13 protein-coding genes and 1 pseudogene are annotated in these 16,495 nt (G+C 70.1%); 5 read left to right on the top strand and 9 right to left on the bottom strand.

From position 1 onward, the window contains the following. From ACWC2T_RS16615 to ACWC2T_RS16580, 8 genes and pseudogenes are all read right to left on the bottom strand, one after another. A pseudogene (locus ACWC2T_RS16615) lies at positions 1-140 on the bottom strand (ATP/GTP-binding protein); the annotation flags it as partial. Then, positions 121-690 (bottom strand): DUF742 domain-containing protein, encoded by a 570-nt coding sequence (locus tag ACWC2T_RS16610; protein ID WP_450671057.1) that lies wholly within the window; start codon positions 688-690, stop codon positions 121-123. The pseudogene ACWC2T_RS16615 and the gene ACWC2T_RS16610, both read right to left, overlap by 20 nt. A 97-nt stretch (positions 691-787) precedes the next feature. Further along, positions 788-1,201 carry a roadblock/LC7 domain-containing protein gene (locus ACWC2T_RS16605; protein WP_029385896.1) on the bottom strand — a complete coding sequence of 138 codons (414 nt, stop codon included), beginning with the start codon at positions 1,199-1,201 and terminating at the stop codon, positions 788-790. Between the two features lie 10 nt (positions 1,202-1,211). Next, entirely contained in the window at positions 1,212-4,460 is a 3,249-nt protein-coding gene (locus ACWC2T_RS16600) for a nitrate- and nitrite sensing domain-containing protein (RefSeq protein WP_450671056.1), read from the bottom strand. 394 nt (positions 4,461-4,854) lie between these two features. After that, the gene (locus ACWC2T_RS16595; RefSeq protein ID WP_184970470.1) at positions 4,855-5,430 is read right to left on the bottom strand and encodes a GTP-binding protein; all 576 of its coding nucleotides are present in this window, start codon (positions 5,428-5,430) and stop codon (positions 4,855-4,857) included. Beyond that, positions 5,411-5,809 carry a DUF742 domain-containing protein gene (locus tag ACWC2T_RS16590; protein ID WP_076091212.1) on the bottom strand — a complete coding sequence of 133 codons (399 nt, stop codon included), beginning with the start codon at positions 5,807-5,809 and terminating at the stop codon, positions 5,411-5,413. The genes ACWC2T_RS16595 and ACWC2T_RS16590 overlap by 20 nt, the downstream gene beginning before the upstream one ends. A gap of 112 nt (positions 5,810-5,921) precedes the next feature. After that, positions 5,922-6,335: a roadblock/LC7 domain-containing protein gene (locus ACWC2T_RS16585; RefSeq protein ID WP_023546525.1), complete on the bottom strand. Its 414-nt coding sequence runs from the start codon at positions 6,333-6,335 to the stop codon at positions 5,922-5,924. A gap of 9 nt (positions 6,336-6,344) precedes the next feature. Beyond that, positions 6,345-10,151, bottom strand: a complete 3,807-nt coding sequence (locus ACWC2T_RS16580) for a nitrate- and nitrite sensing domain-containing protein (RefSeq protein ID WP_450671055.1) — start codon at positions 10,149-10,151, stop codon at positions 6,345-6,347. Positions 10,152-10,734: 583 nt separating this feature from the next. On the opposite strand from ACWC2T_RS16580, the gene ACWC2T_RS16575 reads away from it, so the two are divergent. From ACWC2T_RS16575 to gltX, 3 genes are all read left to right on the top strand, one after another. Further along, a complete protein-coding gene (locus tag ACWC2T_RS16575) occupies positions 10,735-10,926 on the top strand; it encodes a hypothetical protein (RefSeq protein ID WP_450671054.1) in 192 nt (63 codons plus the stop codon). Between the two features lie 130 nt (positions 10,927-11,056). Beyond that, entirely contained in the window at positions 11,057-11,842 is a 786-nt protein-coding gene (locus tag ACWC2T_RS16570; RefSeq protein ID WP_450671053.1) for a fumarylacetoacetate hydrolase family protein, read from the top strand. After that, positions 11,835-13,319, top strand: coding sequence for a glutamate--tRNA ligase (gene gltX, locus ACWC2T_RS16565; protein ID WP_450671052.1), 1,485 nt, complete (start codon positions 11,835-11,837; stop codon positions 13,317-13,319). Before ACWC2T_RS16570 ends, gltX begins: the two co-directional genes overlap by 8 nt. 57 nt (positions 13,320-13,376) lie before the next feature. Here gltX and ACWC2T_RS16560 read toward each other — a convergent pair whose 3' ends face one another. After that, positions 13,377-13,661: a hypothetical protein gene (locus tag ACWC2T_RS16560; RefSeq protein ID WP_450671051.1), complete on the bottom strand. Its 285-nt coding sequence runs from the start codon at positions 13,659-13,661 to the stop codon at positions 13,377-13,379. A 37-nt stretch (positions 13,662-13,698) separates the two neighbouring features. Here ACWC2T_RS16560 and ACWC2T_RS16555 point away from each other — a divergent pair, with 37 nt between their 5' ends. Both ACWC2T_RS16555 and ACWC2T_RS16550 read left to right on the top strand, forming a co-directional pair. After that, complete coding sequence (locus tag ACWC2T_RS16555) at positions 13,699-15,231, top strand: type I restriction-modification system subunit M (protein WP_450671050.1); 1,533 nt, start codon at positions 13,699-13,701, stop codon at positions 15,229-15,231. Further along, on the top strand, positions 15,228-16,430 hold the full coding sequence (locus ACWC2T_RS16550; RefSeq protein WP_450671049.1) for a restriction endonuclease subunit S: 1,203 nt from the start codon (positions 15,228-15,230) through the stop codon (positions 16,428-16,430). The genes ACWC2T_RS16555 and ACWC2T_RS16550 overlap by 4 nt, the downstream gene beginning before the upstream one ends. Positions 16,431-16,495: the final 65 nt, after the last annotated feature.

The following is a 16,495-nucleotide window of genomic DNA, read 5'->3' as shown; positions in this document are numbered from 1 at the left end:
ACGGCCTCTGTGCGCAGCGGGTTGATCTCCGAGACGGCGCCGACGAACGTGGTCTTGCCCACGCCGAAGCCGCCCGCCACCACGATCTTCGCGGAGGTGGTGGAGCGGGAAGGACCGCCGCTAGAGCTTGCGAAGTCCACTGAGCACCCTTTCGAGCAGTGTCACGTCTGGCTGGCCACCGGCGTTCTCGTCGCCGCCGGGCTGATGGATGGCGACCAGGCCCGCCTCCGCCAAGTCGGCGACGAGGATCCTGGCCACGCCGAGGGGAATCGTCAGGAGCGCGGAGATTTCGGCTACCGACTTGATCTCCCGGCAGAGGTTGCAGATCCGCTGATGCTCGGGCAGCTGGCCCTGCATCTGGTGCGGAGCAGCGGTGGTGTGCACCAGCGCCTCGATGGCGAGCTGGTAGCGCGGGCGGGTCCGGCCGCCGGTCATGGCGTACGGACGCACCAGGGGGTTGTTGGATGCCGAGGCCGGCGCCGGCTCGGGGCGGCGCTGGGGCTGGACCGGCTGGATGCGCGGGGCCGGAGGCTGGTCGTACGGCGACGGGCCCGGCCCCTGCGGGGCGTACGGCTGCCGGTGGCTCGGGGCGGAGGGGAAGTTGTACCGGTTCGCGGAACCGTCGCCCTGACCCTGGGCAGGGCCGTACGACCAGTTGCCCGAATTCGAACCGCCTGGGGGTGTTGCCACTCTCTTCTCCTCCTCCGACTGCGCCGGGCACCCATCCGTGTGGAGCCGCGTCCCGAAACCTTACGGCCCCGGGACGGAATTACGCATCGTCCCTTAATTAGTTGAGAAGGCTTCCCTGGAGCTCCGCGCGGAGATCCGGGGTGAGGACCGTGCCCGCGCGGTCCACCAGAAGGGCCATCTCGTACCCGATGAGGCCGATGTCCGCTTCCGGGTGGGCCAGTACGGCGAGCGACGAGCCGTCGGAGATGGACATGATGAAGAGGAATCCCCGCTCCATCTCCACAACCGTCTGATTCACGTTGCCCCCCTCGAAGATCCGGGAGGCGCCTGCCGTCAGAGACGTCAGACCGGAGGCGACGGCCGCGAGCTGGTCGGCGCGGTCGCGGGGGAAGCCTTCGGACATCGCCAGAAGGAGTCCGTCGGCGGAGACCACCACCGTGTGGGACACCCCCGGGGTGTTGTCCACGAAGTTGGTGATCAACCAGTTCAGGTTCTGTGCCGCCTGGCTCATCGGGCTCACACTAACGCTCCTGGTTGTAGGTGCTGTCAGGACCGAAGCCCTGGCCGTTCGTTTCACTGCCTGCGCTGCGTCCGCGCTGGACGCCCCTGCGCAGGTTGCTCAGCCTGCCCCGGACGTCCTCCGGAGCGCGGGAGACCTGTGGGCCTCCCTGGGGGGTGGTTTCGGCGGAACCCGAGACCAGGTTGGCCTTGGGCACCCGCCGCGGCAGGCCCGAGGCGGTGACCCCGCCTGCCTTGGGCTTCCGGAGCTGGGACGCCTGCTGCCAGCGCTCGTCGTTCTGCGAACGCCAGCCGCTGTCGCCGCCCGCCGCCGGGGTGTTGCCCGGTGCCGGAGCTTCCTGCTGCACGCGCGCCGTACCACCCGCGGTACCCGAGCCGTTGGAGCCGCTCGCGACGGATCCGCGGCGGGGCAGCCCGGCGTCGGTCAGCTCGTGGGCGGCGGGAGAGGCCGGTCCCGGACGGTCGAAGCCTACGCGGTTCCGCTCACTTGCGTCAGCGGCCTGCGAGGATTCCGTTTCCGGAGCGTAATGGGCCGGATAGCCGTTCTGGTAGCCGTCCTGCTGGGGCTGCTGCGGCCAGTCGTCCTGGTACGACGGGGCGGCCGGCTCCGCATAGGCGGGGTCCGGGTAGCCGCCGTTCGCGGAGAAGGCGTCGGACTGCGGCAGTTCGCCGTTCGGCGCGTAGAACTGCTCGTCGTACGGCTTGTCGTACGACGACGCGTGCGAGGCCGAGGACGACTCCGTGTAGGTCTCCTGGTACGGCTCCTGGTACGCGGCCTGCTGCTCCTCGTACGCGGGCTCCTCGTACCGGGGCTGCTGCTCCTGGTAGGCGGGCTGCCCGCCGCGCAGCCGGTCCTCGTACCCGGCGGGCTCGACGGCCTCCTGCTGCGGCTGGCCCGGCTGCTGGCCGTGCGTCTGCGCCTCCAGGGCCGCCCGGCGCTCCTCGCGCATCAGGGAGCGGCCGACCGGGTCCAGATCGCGGATGTCGTCGGGGACGTCCACGTACCGGCTGTCGTCGAAGCCGAGTTCGGCGGCGGTGCGCATCGGCTGCGCCTGGTTGAAGTTCTCACCCTGGAACTGCTGCTCCGGGATGATCTGCGAGACGGTGAACTCCTCGCGGTCCAGCGGGGCCTCGCCGCCACCGCCGTGCGTGATCGCGTCCGGCAGCATGACCAGCGAGGTGGTACCGGCCTGCTCGCCCGAGGGGCGCAGCTGGACGCGGATGCCGTGCCGGTCGGACAGCCGGCCGACCACGAACAGGCCCATGCGCTGCGAGATCGCGGCGTCCACGGTCGGCGGGTTGGCCAGCTTGTGGTTGATGTCCGCGAAGTCCTCGGCGGTCAGGCCGATGCCCTTGTCGTGGATCTCGATCATGATGCGGCCGTCGGGCAGACGGGTCGCGGTGACGCGGACCTTGGTCTGCGGAGAGGAGAACGTGGTGGCGTTCTCCAGCAGCTCGGCCAGCAGGTGCACGAGGTCGGTGACCGCGCGGCCGTGGATCTCGGCCTCCGGGACGCCGGACAGCTCGATGCGCTCGTACTGCTCCACCTCGGAGGAGGCGGCGCGCAGCACGTCGACCAGCGGGACCGGCTGGTCCCAGCGGCGGCCGGGCTCCTCGCCCGCGAGGACCAGGAGGTTCTCGCCGTTGCGGCGCATACGGGTGGCCAGGTGGTCCAGCTTGAAGAGGTTCTCCAGCTGGTCCGGGTCGGCCTCGTTGTTCTCCAGGTCGGTGATCAGGGTCAGCTGGCCCTCGATCAGCGACTGGTTGCGGCGCGAGAGGTTGGTGAAGATCGCGTTGATGTTGCCCCGCAGCAGGGCCTGCTCGGAGGCGAGCCGGACCGCCTCGCGGTGCACCTGGTCGAAGGCGCGGGCGACCTCGCCGATCTCGTCCTTGGTGGTGATCGGGATCGGGGCGACCCGGGTGTCGACCCGGCCGGGGTCGGTGCGGGAGAGCTGGTCGACCAGCATCGGCAGCCGCTGCTCGGCGATGCCGAAGGCGGCGTTGCGCAGCTGGCGCATCGAGCGGCTCATCTGGCGGGCCACCGCGCCGGCCAGGATGAAGGCCAGCAGCAGGGCGACCACGACGACGGCACCGGTGATGAACGCCGAGTTCTTGGCGTCGTCGGCGATGCCGGAGGCCTCGTTCACGGCCTTGTCGGCCATGTCCGACTCGATCTGGCGGTAGGCGTCGAACTTGAGGGTGTTGACCGCCCACCAGTTCTCGGGGGTGATGCCCTTGAGTGCGAGCTGCTGACGTGCGGCGGGGCTGGTGGAGTCCAGCGTGGCGAGGGCCGTGACCATGTCCTTCGGGTCCGACGGCGGTGCCACGTAGTTCGGGTCCTTGGCCTTGGCCTGCTGCGCCATCGCCACGGCCTTGGTCTGGATGTCCTTCTTCTCCGCGTCCAGCTTCGCCGCGTCCGCCTCGGTGCCACCGCCGATGTACTCCTCGACGGCGATGCCCTCCAGGTAGGCGTAGGAGGAGAGGGAGACGCGCTGGGTCGCCAGGTTGGGGGCGTCCGGACCCGGCTTGACCAGCATGTGCATGCCGATCGACCGCTCCAGGGACAGCGCCGCCTTGGTGAGCGAGATGGCGTAGACGGTACGGCCGTAGGAGGTGATGTTGCCGGTGCCCAGGCCGAGCTCGTTGGCGAACTCCATCAGCGGGTGGGCGACCTTGACGTAGCCCTCCTCGGTCTGCACACCGGTGAACTTGGAGGTGTACGCGCCGGCGCGCAGCGTCTGCAGGAAGGGTTCGGCCTCGCGGAACAGCTTCAGCCGGCGCTCCAGGCCGGACTTGTGCGGCATGTTCTGCGCGGCCTGGTCGAAGGCGTCCGCGGCCTGGTCGGTCGTGTTGCGGGCCGCCGTGACGGTCGCCTTGTCCTTGGCGGTCTCCAGCTGGCCCTTGAGCAGCGGGGCGGCGGTGATGTCCCGCTCGTTGTAGAGCGCGTCGGCGTACGACAGCGAGGCGCGCACCAGGCGGGCGGTGTTCTCGGCGTCGCGGGCCTGCTGCCAGGTGTCGATCGAGGTCTTGACCTGGAAGCCACCCATGACGAGGCCGACCGCCACGGGTATCAGCAGGATCGCGTTCAGTCTGGTCGGCACGCGCCAGTTGCGCGGGGAGAACCGGCCGCCGCTCGGCGCGGGAGCGGCCGCCGGCTCCGCGCCGGTCACAGGGGTGGGCGCCGCAGCGCGCGGCGGCGGGGTGAAGTTGCCCCGCGCCGACGGCTCGGGACCGTTCTTGCTTCGCCTCACTCGACCAACAACCTCTCGGCGGTCGGCACCTACGTCGTGCCGCAGTCTCTCAGAGCCCGGTTCGTCATCGACCCCTCGATAGGTACGTCTTTGACTATTGGGCAGTTCAGGCATTCCAGCACGGGGACCAGTGCTCTTCCAAACAGCGGAAACCCCACGGTGATGCTCTTGTAAGGCCCAGATAAAACGGTCATAAAGAGCGAGCCCCGGCAAATGGCGGGGCGAATGTGAGCACAGCGGTACGGCGCGACCGCGTCGCGTGGTGATGCCGGGGGATTCCTCTGCCGAACTGTTATGAACACCGGAGCCGACCGTGTCAAAGGCCACAGTCGGCTCCGGCTTCCTTTACGACAACTGCCGTATGTGACGACGTACTTGAGTACGTACGTGTGTGCTACTTGAGCCGTGCCATCAGGGCGTGCTCGACCAGCGTGATCAGCGCACTCTTGGCGTCAGCCCGGTGCCGGGCGTCGGTCGTGATGATCGGGGTGTCCGGCCCGATCTGCAGCGCCTCCCGCACCTCCTCGGGAGCGTACGGCTGCTGGCCGTCGAAGCCGTTGAGGGCGACGACGAAGGGCAGGCCGCTGTTCTCGAAGTAGTCGACCGCGGGGAAGCAGTCGGCGAGGCGCCGGGTGTCCACGAGCACCACCGCGCCGATCGCGCCGCGTACCAGGTCGTCCCACATGAACCAGAAGCGGTCCTGGCCCGGCGTACCGAAGAGGTAGAGGATCAGGTCCTGGTCGAGGGTGATGCGGCCGAAGTCCATGGCGACCGTGGTGGTCGTCTTGTCTCCGGTGTGGGTGAGGTCGTCGATGCCGGCCGAAGCGGACGTCATGACGGCCTCTGTGCGCAGCGGGTTGATCTCCGAGACGGCGCCGACGAACGTGGTCTTGCCCACGCCGAAGCCGCCCGCCACCACGATCTTCGCGGAAGTGGTGGCCCGGCCCGCGTCAGAGCTTGCGAAGTCCACTGAGCACCCTTTCGAGCAGCGTCACGTCCGGTGCGCCGCCGTTGTTCTCGTCGCCACCCGGCTGGTGGATGGCGACCAGGCCGGCCTCGGCGAGGTCGGCGACCAGGATCCGGGCCACCCCGAGCGGCATGGCCAGCAGCGCGGAGACCTCCGCGACCGACTTGACCTCACGGCACAGGTGGCAGATGCGCTGGTGCTCCGGGAGCAGCCCCATGAGCGCTGCCGGGTCGGCCGTCGTGCTGATCAGCGCCTCGATGGCGAGCTGATAGCGCGGCCGCGTCCGGCCGCCGGTCATCGCGTACGGACGGACCAGCGGCTGGTCGCCCTCGTCCCCGTACGGGTCCGCGTACGGATCGTGATGGGCGGTGGGCGGGGTCATGAATCCTCCGGGCGGGACAGCAAGTCGGTCGGTCAAGCCGTCTGTCGGGGGCCGGTGGGGGGATTGTGGCGGCCGGACGGTGTTTTGGTGTGGTGGGTGGTGCCAGAGGCGCTCAGTGGAGCAGACTTCCTTGGAGTTCGGCGCGCAGGTCCGGGGTGAGTACCGCCCCTGCGCGGTCGACGAGCAGTGCCATCTCGTAGCCGACAAGACCGATGTCGCACTCGGGGTGGGCCAGGACCGCGAGGGACGACCCGTCCGAGACGGACATCAGGAAGAGGAACCCGCGCTCCATCTCGACGACCGTCTGCGCCACGGTGCCGCCCTCGAAGATCCGGGAGGCCCCGGCCGTGAGGGAGGTCAGTCCGGACGCGACGGCGGCCAGCTGGTCGGCGCGGTCCCGCGGGAAACCTTCGGACATCGCCAGCAGAAGGCCGTCGGCGGAGACCACCACCGTGTGCGACACCCCGGGGGTGTTGTCCACGAAGTTGGTGATCAACCAGTTCAGGTTCTGTGCCGCCTGGCTCATCGGACTCAACTAACGCTCCTGCTGGTGAGTGGGGCTCGGGAAGCTGCCGGTCTGGCCGCTGCCGGCCTGACGGCCCTGAGCGATGCCCCGACGGAGATTGGTCAGCCGTCCGCGTACGTCATCGGGCGCACGCGAGACCTGCGGACCGGCTTGGTGCTGTTGCTGCTGAGCCGTGCCCGGGACGAGGTTCGCCCGGGGCACCCGGCGCGGCAGGCCGGAGGTGGTGACGCCACCCGACGCGGGCTGCCGGACGCGCTCGGCCTGGCGGACGAGGTCGTCGTTCGGCGAGGTGCGCCAGGAGCCGGTGGTGGAGCCGTTCCCGTTCGGGCCCACGGGGCGCTGCGGAGCCGGGGCGGGCGCGGGCTGCTGCGGCGCGGCCTCCTGCTGCTGCGCGCCGTGGAACCAGTTGGTCTCCAGCGTGTCGTACAGCGGGGTACGGCCGTCGACCGGGCCGCTGGCCGGCGGCAGGGCCTCCGGCTCACGCTGCGCCGGACGCTGCTGCTGCGGGGCCGGGGCCTGCGAGTGCTGGGCGCCGAAGCCGTCCCGGCCGGCCGGCTGCGGGCGCTCGAACTGACCGGTGCCGGACGGGTTCTGGCGTCCGGGCAACGCGTGCCGGCCGGTGGAGCTGCCGTCGTAGCCGCCGTCGAAGCCCTGCGGAGCCGCGAACTGACCGGTGTTCTGACCGGTGTTCCGGGCCGGGTCGTCCTGCCGCGGCGCCGGCGTGCCGAAGACGTCGGAGCGGACGAACTGCCCCGAACCCTCGCCGCCGCCGGGGCGCTCGAACTGCCCGGTCTGCTGCGGGCTTTCGGGTCGCGCGAACTGGCCCGTCTGCTGCGGGTTCTCCGGACGCGCGAACTGGCCGGTGTGCTGGGGGCCGCCCAGGCCGTTCAGCTCCGGGCGCGGGAACTCGCCCGTGGCCGCCGGGCCCTGTGCGTCGAACCGGGGAACCGCCGGCATCTCGGCGGTCGAGCCCGGACCCTGCCGGTCGTCCACGCGCGGCATGCGCGCGGTGTGCCCCGGGTCCTGCTCGTCGTGGCCGCGCGGGGTGTCCAGCGAGGCACGCGACAGCGGGGCCTGGTTGTCGGCCCAGTCCGGGGTGCGCGGCTGCTGGTCACCGCCGGGCAGCTCGGCCCGTGGGCCGCCGCGCGGCGGCAGCTGGGGCTGGCGGCCCTGGTCGGAGCCGGCACCGGGCCGCCGCGGGCCACGGCCACCGAAGCCGTCACTGCCGAAGGCGTCCTGCTGCGGGCCGCCCGGGTTCGCGGCCTGCAGGCCCTGCGGGGCGCCGGGTGCCTGACCGCCGAAGCCGCCCGTACCGGCACCCGCGGGCACCGGCCGGCCCTGCGGGCCACCGAGACCGGGGGTGCCGGGAGCGCCGGGGCCGCCCTGAGGACCGCGCGTACCGGGACGGCCGCCCTGGCCGGTGCCGGGCAGCGCGGCCCGCGGACCCTGGCCGGCGCCGACCTGGCCGCGCGGGGCGGGACCGGCACCGAGCAGGCCGCCACCGGCCGGAGCGCCGCCGAGGGCACCGCCGCCGGCCGCCTGGCGCCGGGCCGCGGCCGCACCGGCGGCCGCCTGCGCGGCGGCCGGGCCACCGGTCGCGACGGGCGCGCCCGGCTTGCCCGGAGCGGGCTTCTTGCCGCCCTGGGCCACGTCCACGGGCAGCATGACCAGCGCGGTCGTACCACCGGAGTCGGACGGGCGCAGCTGGATGCGGATGCCGTGCCGCTGGGAGAGCCGGCCGACCACGAACAGGCCCATGCGGCGGGAGACGGAGACGTCCACGGTGGGCGGCGAGGCGAGCCGCTCGTTGATCGCCGCGAGGTCCTCGGGGGAGAGGCCGATACCGGTGTCGTGGATCTCGATCAGCACGCGGCCGTCGGGCAGCGCGTGACCGGTGACCTTGACCTTGGTCTGCGGCGAGGAGAACGAGGTGGCGTTCTCCAGCAGCTCGGCGAGCAGGTGCACGAGGTCGTTGACCACGCGGCCGGCGACCTCGGTGGTCGGCACGGAGGCCAGCTCGATGCGCTCGTACTGCTCCACCTCGGACGCGGCGGCGCGGAGCACGTCGACCAGCGGGACCGGACGGGTCCAGCGGCGGCCGGGCTCCTCACCCGCGAGGACGAGGAGGTTCTCACCGTTACGGCGCATACGCGTGGCGAGGTGGTCGAGCTTGAACAGCGAGGACAGCTGGTCCGGGTCGGCCTCGCGGGACTCCAGTTCGGAGATCAGCGACAGCTGGCGCTGGATGAGGCCCTGGGAGCGGCGCGAGAGGTTGGTGAACATCGCGTTGACGTTGCCCCGCAGCAGGGCCTGCTCGGCGGCGAGGCGGACCGCCTCGCGGTGCACGTCGTCGAAGGCCGCGGCCACCTGGCCGATCTCGTCCCGGGAGTGCACACCGACCGACTCCACGGAGGTGTCGACGTCCTGCGGGTCGGACTCCGACAGCTGCTTGACCAGCTCGGGCAGGCGGTCCTGGGCGACCTTGGTCGCGGTCTCCTGCAGCCGGCGCAGCGAGCGGATCATGGAGCGGGCCACGACGAAGGCGCCGACCAGCGACACACCGAGCACGAGGAGGATCAGCGCACCGGAGATGATGGCGTCACGCTGGGTGGCGCTCTTCAGCTCGCGGGCCTTCTGCTCCATCTCCTCGAGCAGCGTGTGCTCGATCTTCTTCATCTGCTCGATCTTGGTCGAGCTGTCGTCCACCCAGTCGCGGTAGGAGCGCGCGTTCAGGCTCTGGAGGCCGTCGGCGGAGTCGAAGACGCGCTTGGCGTAGGTGTCCGCGGACTCGATCGTCGGGTTGCCCGCGTCGATCGGCTTGAGGAGTTCCTCGGCGTTGTTGTTCGCGTAGATCTTGCGGAAGATCGAGATCTCGGAGTTCTCGCTCTGGTACGCCGACTGGCCGTAGAGGCGGTCGTTCGTCGACAGGTCGCCCTTGGTCGCCGTGGTCGCGGGCAGCGCGGCGGCGATCGTGGCGCGCTGCACGGAGGCGTACTCCTTGGCGGTGGAGAAGGCCGCCAGGGCGCGGGTGCGCGAGATCATCTCCGGGTTGCTGGACGCCTGGGCCATGTCCTGGGACAGGGCGATCAGCTGGGTGATGAGCCGGTGGTAGGACTCGATCGTCTGGGTCGAGTTGCCCTGCGCCGTGAAGGCGCCCTTGCGGATCTTGGCCAGCTGGTCCAGCTGGTTGAAGATGCCGACCAGGTTGTCGCGGACGCCTTGGAGCTGGCCGTCCTTGCTGGCGGAGTCGATCTCCTGGGTGGAGTTCTCGAAGTTCGCCAGGGCGCGGTCGGTCTTGTCCCGGTAGCCCTTGACCGTGTAGTCGCTCGCGTTCAGGCCGTGCGCCAGGGGACCGGCGGACTGGTCGCGCTCCTCCTGGAGCGCGGCGGCCAGCTCGGTCGCCTGCTTGGTCATGTCCGTCAGCAGCTTCATGTTGTCGAGCTGCTGGATGTCGGTGATGTTCTGGTCGATGCGCAGCGCGCCCAGCGAGGTGGCCGCGACCACGGGCAGCGCGAGCAGCGACACCAGGCGCGTGGAGATGCGCCAGTTGCGCAGGGCCATGCGCGAGCCGGGGCCGCTGGAGTCCTTGGCGGGCTTGATGGGCGGCGTGGGGGCGGGGCCGGAGGAGCCGGTCGCCGAGGAAGCCGACGAGGCGGACACGCCGGGGCGTCCGCCGCGCTCACCGCCGTCCGCCGACGCGGCCGGGCCCGGGTTCTGGGCGTGCTGGGGCGAGGAGCTGCCCTTCATGGGGCCAGTCCCGTCGTGCGACTCCGGCTCCGCCGAAGCGCTGCCATCCCTCTTGAAACGTCCCTGCACTAGCGTCGCAACCTCTGGACCAGGCGCCCCTCCGCGTGAACGGAGGGACACGGTGTCGGCGTTGTGGAGAGCGCCCTGAATACGCCCCCCGGTGGTCTGGAGTGACCGGCGCTGGTTCCCCCCTGTCCCGGCCGCCGCTCGGCGCTGCGTTGCGCCCTTGTGCGCCGGATCGATCCCTGCGGCGGTCCGTGGAATTCCAGCACAGTGCAGGATCTCCAACAAGGGCCGTGTCCCTAGCTGTGACCTCCGTGACGGGCTGTGAGTGCCACGTCACCAGCCGTGGAGGCCGATCTCGGACAAACTGGGCGTTTCTCTGCGAGTTGTCGCCGGGTTGCTGTCAGGTGTCAGGTGTCTGAGTCGCCATGATCAGGAGCGGAATGATGGCTTCAGGGGTCCAATGTCCGTTTCATTGAGGACGGTTGCCGGTCAGGTTTGACCGAATTGTCCGCGAGGTCGTGAGCAAACTCACACGCGGCTCATGGGCAGTTGGCGCCTTCGGCAGGGAATTGGATGTTTAGCCTGACGCTTTACAAGAGGGACGCTTCTGTAAGCCCGCCGACACAGAACCAGGACTCGTACAACCGTGAAGACGACGATGATGTTCCACAAGATCGCCAACCCGCGCCGCACCACCCTGGCGCATCTGAACGACGCCGGCGAACTGCAGACGCCCGAGCTGCCGGAGCACTCCGTCGAGCTTCCCGCCCAGACGGCCAACCCCCGCCGCACGGTCCTGGAGGACGTCCCGGTCGGCGCGACGGCCCCGGCAGAGTAGCCGACGGGCCTGCCGGTGCACGGCGGCGGCCCACCCGTATGACCGCCCTTTCCCGGCGGAAACGCACGGTCCGACCGGTTAACCTGGGGCGTCAGTACGCCGGTTCTCAAGTCAAGGGGCGCAGGATCCCGTGCGCATCGCCAGGTTCTCCATCGACGGGAACGTAGCCTTCGGCGCGGTCGAGGGCGACAAGCAGGACGAGCTCGTCCTCGACATCATCAAGGGCATCCCCTTCGCGGACCACGAGCTGTCCGGTACGAAGGTGCCGCTGAGCAAGGTCAGGCTGCTCCCGCCGGTCCTGCCCAACAAGGTCGTGGCGTTCGGCCGCAACTACGGCGAGCACGCGCGCGAGCTGGGCAACGAGGTCCCGGACGTTCCCTTCGCCTTCTTCAAGCCGTCCACCTCGGTGATCGGGCCCGGCGACGACATCCAGTACCCCTCCTTCTCGGAGGAACTGCATCACGAGGCCGAGCTGGCCGTCGTCATCGGCCGCATGTGCCGCGAGGTCCCGCGTGAGCGCGTCAAGGATGTGATCTTCGGCTACACCTGCGCCAACGACGTCACCGCCCGAGACGTGCAGCGCCGCGAGAAGCAGTGGGCCCGGGCCAAGGGCTTCGACTCCTCCTGCCCGCTCGGCCCCTGGGTGGAGACCGGTCTCGACCTCGACCGGGCGAACGACCTCACCATCCAGCTCACCGTCAACGGCGAACAGCGCCAGCTGGGCCGTACGAGCGAGATGATCCACCCCATCGAGGACCTGGTCGTCAACATCTCCGAGGCCATGACCCTGCTCCCCGGTGACGTCATCCTCACCGGCACCCCCGCGGGGGTCGGCCCCCTGAACGTCGGCGACGAGGTCGCCGTCTCCATCGAAGGCATCGGCACTCTCACCAACAAGGTTGTCAAGCGTGGCTAGCGCACCCGGCTCACCCGTACGCGTCCGTTTCTGTCCCTCGCCCACCGGTAACCCGCACGTGGGCCTGGTCCGCACCGCCCTGTTCAACTGGGCGTTCGCCCGGCACCACCAGGGGACCCTGGTCTTCCGTATCGAGGACACCGACGCCGCCCGCGACTCCGAGGAGTCCTACCACCAGCTGCTCGACGCGATGCGCTGGCTCGGCTTCGACTGGGACGAGGGCCCCGAGGTCGGCGGCCCGCACGCGCCGTACCGGCAGTCGCAGCGCATGGACATCTACGCGGACGTGGCCCGGAAGCTGCTGGACGGCGGCTACGCCTACCACTGCTACTGCTCCCAGGAGGAGCTGGACGCCCGCCGCGAGGCCGCCCGCGCCGCCGGCCGGCCCTCCGGCTACGACGGCCACTGCCGCGACCTGACCGCCGAGCAGGTCGAGGAGTACCGGGCCCAGGGCCGTACGCCCATCGTCCGCTTCCGGATGCCGGACGAGACGATCACCTTCACCGACCTGGTCCGCGGCGAGCTGACCTTCACCCCGGAGAACGTGCCGGACTACGGCATCGTCCGGGCGAACGGCGCCCCGCTGTACACGCTGGTCAACCCGGTCGACGACGCCCTGATGGAGATCACCCACGTCCTGCGCGGCGAGGACCTGCTCTCCTCCACCCCCCGCCAGATCGCCCTCTACAAGGCGCTGACGGAGCTGGGCATCGCCAAGCAGACCCCGCAGTTCGGCCACCTCCCCTACGTCATGGGCGAGGGCAACAAGAAGCTCTCCAAGCGGGACCCGCAGTCGTCCCTGAACCTCTACCGCGAGCAGGGCTTCCTGCCCGAGGGCCTGCTCAACTACCTGTCGCTGCTGGGCTGGTCGCTCTCGGCGGACAAGGACGTCTTCGGCATCGACGAGATGGTCGCCGCGTTCGACATCGCCGACGTGAACCCCAACCCGGCGCGCTTCGACCTGAAGAAGTGCGAGGCGATCAACGGCGACCACATCCGCATGCTGGACGTGAAGGAGTTCACCGAGCGCTGCCGCCCGTGGCTGAAGGCCCCGTTCGCCCCCTGGGCGCCCGAGGCCTTCGACGAGGCCAAGTGGCAGGCGATCGCCCCGCACGCCCAGACCCGCCTGAAGGTCCTCTCCGAGATCACCGACAACGTCGACTTCCTGTTCCTGGACGAGCCGGTCGAGGACGAGGCCTCGTGGACCAAGGCGATGAAGGAGGGCAGCGACGCCCTGCTCCGCACGGCCCGCGAGAAGCTGGAGTCGGCCGACTGGACCTCGCCCGAGTCCCTGAAGGAGGCCGTCCTGGCCGCCGGCGAGGCCCACGGCCTCAAGCTCGGCAAGGCCCAGGCCCCGGTCCGCGTCGCGGTCACCGGCCGCACCGTCGGCCTGCCGCTCTTCGAGTCCCTGGAAGTCCTGGGCAAGGACAAGACGCTGTCCCGCATCGACACGGCACTGGCGAAGCTGAGCGCGTAACCGACCCATGCCCGAGGGGCGGCACCCGGAAGCCGGGTACCGCCCCTCAGGCGTCGGTCACTGGGCGTCGGCCTCGTCGATCAGATAGGCGCTCTCGTCGAAGATCTCCAGCACCACGACGACCATGATCGCGCCGGCAACCATGTACTCCAGCATCACGCCGGGGGCGACGTACGCCTTGCGCAAGTGCTCGTCCGGGCCGAGCTGAGCGGTCGCAGTCTTCCGGAACGGGTCACGGGCCAGCACGCGCACGGCCCGGTCCAGCTGGGCCCGGCGTTCTGCGGGCAGTTCGTCGTAGACCGCACGGGCCTCGACGGTGAACTGGATGCGGTACTCGGTCACGCCACCACGCTACGGCACGGGCCGTACACTCCCGGACGTGTTCACGGGTGAATTGAAGAACAAGGTGGGGCGCGTCTGGGACGCGTTCTGGGCGGGTGGTGTCTCCAACCCGCTCCAGGCGATGGAACAGATCACGTACCTGCTCTTCATCAAGCGCCTGGACGACCTTCAGATCGCCAAGGACCGGGCGGCCGGGGCCTCGGGCAGCCCGGACCCGGAGCCCTTCTTCACCGAGGACCAGCAGGACCTGCGCTGGCACCGACTCCGCACCATGGAGCCGCAGGCCATGTACGACGTCATGAGCCAGGGCGTCTTCCCGTACCTGCGGCGCATGGGGGGTGAGGACTCCACGTACGCGCACCACATGCGAGGCGCCCGTTTCGAGATCCCGGACCCGAACCTCCTGGTGAAGGTCGTCGACCTGCTGGACGACATCGCCCGGCACATGGAGGACGGCGACACCAAGGGCGACGTCTACGAGTACCTGCTCGCGAAGATCGCGACCGCCGGGCAGAACGGCCAGTTCCGCACCCCGCGCCACATCATCGACCTCATGGTGGAGATGACCCGGCCGCGGCCGGGCGACACGGTCTGCGACCCGGCGTGCGGCACGGCAGGTTTCCTCGTCCAGTCGGCCGCCCACGTGAAGCGCGAGCACCGGCAGGACCTGCTCGGCGCGGAGGAACGCCGCCACTTCGACGAGGAGATGTTCCACGGTTTCGACGTCGACTCGACCATGCTCCGCATCGGGTCGATGAACATGCTTCTCCACGGGATCGCGAACCCGGACATCCGCTACCGCGACTCGCTGTCCCGGGCGGGCGCCGAGTTCGGCGACGAGGAGAAGTACTCCCTGATCCTGGCGAATCCGCCGTTCGCGGGCAGCCTGGACCACGCATCCACCGCAGCCGACCTGCTCCGCACGGCCAGGACCAGGAAGACGGAGCTGCTCTTCCTCGCCCTGTTCCTGCGCCTGCTCAAGCCGGGCGGCCGCGCCGCCGTCGTCGTGCCGGAGGGGGTCCTCTTCGGTGCCACGAAGGCGCACAAGGACCTGCGCAGGATGCTGGTGGAGGAGCAGAGGCTCGACGCGGTCGTCAAGCTCCCCTCCGGCGTCTTCAGGCCGTACGCCTCGGTCTCCACCGCCATTCTCTTCTTCACCCGTACCGACACGGGCGGCACGGACGAGGTCTGGTTCTACGACCTCCAGTCCGACGGCTTCTCGCTCGACGACAAGCGCACCCCGCTCCTGGCCGAGGACAAGCTCGGCGTCCGCCCCGGCGCCGGTGTGCTCACCGACCGTGAGCACGAGAAGAACAACCTCCCGGACGTTCTCGCCCGCTGGTTCCGCCGCTTCGACGCGGAGCGGGAACGCCCCCGCACCGCCCCGTCCTTCACGGTGCCGAAGTCCGAGATCGCCGCCAACGGCTACGACTTCTCCTTCAGCCGCTACAAGGAGATCGTCCACGACGAGATCGAAACCCGCGAACCGTCCGAGGTCCTGGCCGATCTGAGGCGTCTCAACAAGGAGATCGAAGAAGGTGCCGCGGAGCTCGAAGGGCTTCTGGCGTGAGCTCCGATCACGTGGCGCTGGGTGACGTGGCGACCTTCACCAACGGTGTCGCCTTCACGTCGTCGGACTGGCAGGAATCCGGCTCCCGGATCATCCGCATCCAGAACCTGACGGACGCGGCAAAGCCCTTCAACCGGACCACGCGGCAGGTGCCGGACAGGTTTCACGTCCATCCGGGGGACCTGCTGGTCTCCTGGTCGGCGACCCTCGGTGTCTTCGAATGGCAGGGGCCCGACGTCGCCCTGCTGAACCAGCATATTTTCCGGGTGCGGCCGAACGGTGACGTGGTGGACAAGCGCTACCTCAGGCATGCGATCGGGGCCGTCCTGAGCAAGGCCGAGCGGCATCTGCACGGCGCGACCGTGCGGCATGTCAACAAGTCCGACCTGCTCGCCGAGAGCTTCTACTGCCCGCCGCTGGAGGAACAGGCCAGGGCGGCCGACGTGCTGGACGCGGTGGACGCTCTGCGGGCCGGGCGCCGGCGGGCCCTGGAGCTGTGCGACGAGCTCACCCGGTCCGCCTTCCTCGACATGTTCGGCGATCCCGTCCGCAATCCGCGCGGATGGGAGGCGCGCAGGCTCGGTGATCTGCTGTCGGGCATCGACAGCGGCCGGAGCCCCCGATGTCTGGATCGTCCTGCCCGGCCGGGTGAGTGGGGCGTCCTGAAACTCGGTGCGGTGACTCGGGGCGTGTACGACGCAGAGGAGAACAAGGCGCTGCCGGAGGGCTCCGCCGTCGACCGGCGCTGTGAGGTGCGCGCCGGGGACCTGCTCTTCTCCCGCAAGAACACCCCTGAGCTGGTCGGGGCCATGGCGCTGGTGACCTCGACCCGGGAGCGGCTCCTGCTGCCGGACCTCGTCTTCCGGCTGGCGCTCGCGGAGGATGCGGGGGCGACGGCTGAGTACCTCCATGCCGCCATGACCCATCCGGCCGTGCGGAAGCGTGTCCAGGCTCTCGCGTCGGGCAGTGCCGCTTCCATGGTGAACATTTCCAAGGGCCGGCTGGTGGGACTGTCGCTGCCTGTTCCGCCCCTCGCGTTGCAGCAGCGGTTCGCCGCTGTGCTGCGCCGCGTGCGCACGCAGCGCGAGGCCCAGGCGGTGCACCTCGCCAAGCTGGACGAGCTCTTCGCCTCCGTCCAGCAGCGTGCCTTCAACGGCACCCTGGACTTCCGCGATCGCGCATCGCTGCACATGGTGTGACATCCGTCACGGTCCGTGATCGCCATTGCCCGGACGCACGCCGCACACCGGAGCTACCGTCGGTG

This window comes from Streptomyces sp. NPDC001393 (assembly GCF_053597455.1).
This window is presented reverse-complemented; position numbering and strand designations above follow the sequence as displayed.

Bases quoted from the DNA above. Each gene is read 5' to 3' on its own strand.
- ACWC2T_RS16605 (WP_029385896.1), bottom strand. From the start codon at position 1,201: ATGAGCCAGGCGGCACAGAACCTGAACTGGTTGATCACCAACTTCGTG.
- ACWC2T_RS16590 (WP_076091212.1), bottom strand. From the start codon at position 5,809: ATGACCCCGCCCACCGCCCATCACGATCCGTACGCGGACCCGTACGGG.
- ACWC2T_RS16585 (WP_023546525.1), bottom strand. From the start codon at position 6,335: ATGAGCCAGGCGGCACAGAACCTGAACTGGTTGATCACCAACTTCGTG.